Below are 1,702 nucleotides of genomic sequence, written 5' to 3' on the forward strand. Positions count from 1 at the left end.
CGGTCTGGGGCGCGCCGGTCTGGGCCGGGGCCGCGCCGGTGGCGCCGCCGGTACCGGCCGGGGTGTCCGGGTTGTCCGGCCCGCAGGCCGCGAGCGAGAGGGCGGTGGCCGCCGCGAGCGCGGCGACGGTCAGCTTGGTGGTGTACGAACGCATGGTGCGCATTTCTCCTGGGCGCACGGCCGCGACCGTTGCCGGCCTTTGCCCAGTGCGGCGCCGCCCGTCGTGACAGGAAGGGTCGATGACGACATGGGTACAGCGGGCAAGAAGCCGTCCCCCGATCTGGCTTGCGGTCAGGGACCATACCAGCCATCCGGCTTGGCGGGCGGCCCGTGGCGGCCCGTACCGGATCCGGTCCATCCGGTGAAACACCCCGCCGGTGACCTGCGGGGATCGCGTAGATTTCGGGGGTGACGGCCGGGCCCGGGCCCCGCCGTACCCGCACCACACCGGAAGGGCGTACAGCGAGATGAGCGAGGACCCTCTGCGGGAGGAGGTGCTGACCGCACGACGGATCGTCGTCAAGGTCGGCTCCTCGTCCCTGACCACGGCGACCGGCGGCCTGGACGCCGACCGCGTCGACGCCCTGGTGGACGCGCTCGCCAAGCTGCGCGGCCGCCCCGAGGCCCCGGAGGTGGTGCTCGTCTCCTCCGGCGCGATCGCCGCCGGGCTCGCCCCGCTCGGCCTGGACCGCCGGCCCAAGGACCTGGCCCGCCAGCAGGCCGCCGCCAGCGTCGGCCAGGGCCTGCTGGTCGCCCGCTACACCGCCTCCTTCGCCCGGTACGGCATCCGGGTCGGCCAGGTGCTGCTCACCGCCGAGGACGCCAGCCGGCGCGCCCACTACCGCAACGCGTACCGCACCCTGGACCAGCTGCTGGCGATGGGCGCGATGCCGATCGTCAACGAGAACGACACCGTCGCCACCGCCGAAATCAAGTTCGGCGACAATGACCGGCTGGCCGCCCTGGTCGCCCACCTGGTCCGGGCCGACCTGCTCGTACTGCTCTCCGACGTGGACGGCCTGTACGACGGCGACCCGTCCCGCCCCGGCACCAGCCGGATCGCCGAGGTGCGCGGCCCGCAGGACCTCGACGGCATCGAGATCGGCAGCGCCGGCAAGGCCGGCGTCGGTACCGGCGGCATGGTCACCAAGGTCGAGGCGGCCCGGATCGCCACCGGCGCCGGCATCCCGGTCGTGCTCACCGCCGCCAGCCAGGCCGCCGACGCGCTGGCCGGCCGGCCCACCGGCACGCTCTTCCTGCGCACCGGCAGCCGCACCTCCGACCGGATGCTCTGGCTGGCCCACGCGAGCAGCCCGCGCGGGGCGCTGCACCTGGACGAGGGCGCCGTCCGGGCGGTCGTCTCCGGCGGCGCCTCGCTGCTGCCCGCCGGGGTCACCAAGGTCGACGGGGAGTTCGCCGCGGGTGATCCGGTGGACCTTCTTGCCGAAAACGGCCACATCGTGGCTCGCGGACTGGTCAACTTTGATGCGAGGGAGTTGCCCCGCCTGCTCGGCCGGTCCACCCGCGACCTGGCCCAGGAGTTCGGCGCCGCGTACGAGCGCGAGGTCGTCCACCGCGACGACCTGGTCGTTCTGCGCGGCTGACCGGCCCGGTCGACCGTGCCGGGGCCTGCCCCGGCACCGGCCGCCCGGCCGATCGGCGCCGCGCGGACGGCGGGCCGCTCCGTACCGGGAGCGGCCCG

The 1,702-nt window shown here is 75.1% G+C and carries 1 protein-coding gene; it reads left to right on the forward strand.

Annotated elements, in window-relative coordinates; all coding sequences use genetic code 11:
* Positions 1 to 467: 467 nt before the first annotated feature.
* Entirely contained in the window at positions 468 to 1,604 is a 1,137-nt protein-coding gene (proB, locus tag AE652_RS40895) for a glutamate 5-kinase (RefSeq protein WP_049660991.1), read from the forward strand.
* Positions 1,605 to 1,702 lie beyond the last annotated feature (98 nt).

The organism is Kitasatospora sp. MY 5-36 (genome assembly GCF_001182915.1).
In the GTDB taxonomy this organism is placed as follows: Bacteria; Actinomycetota; Actinomycetes; order Streptomycetales; family Streptomycetaceae; genus Kitasatospora.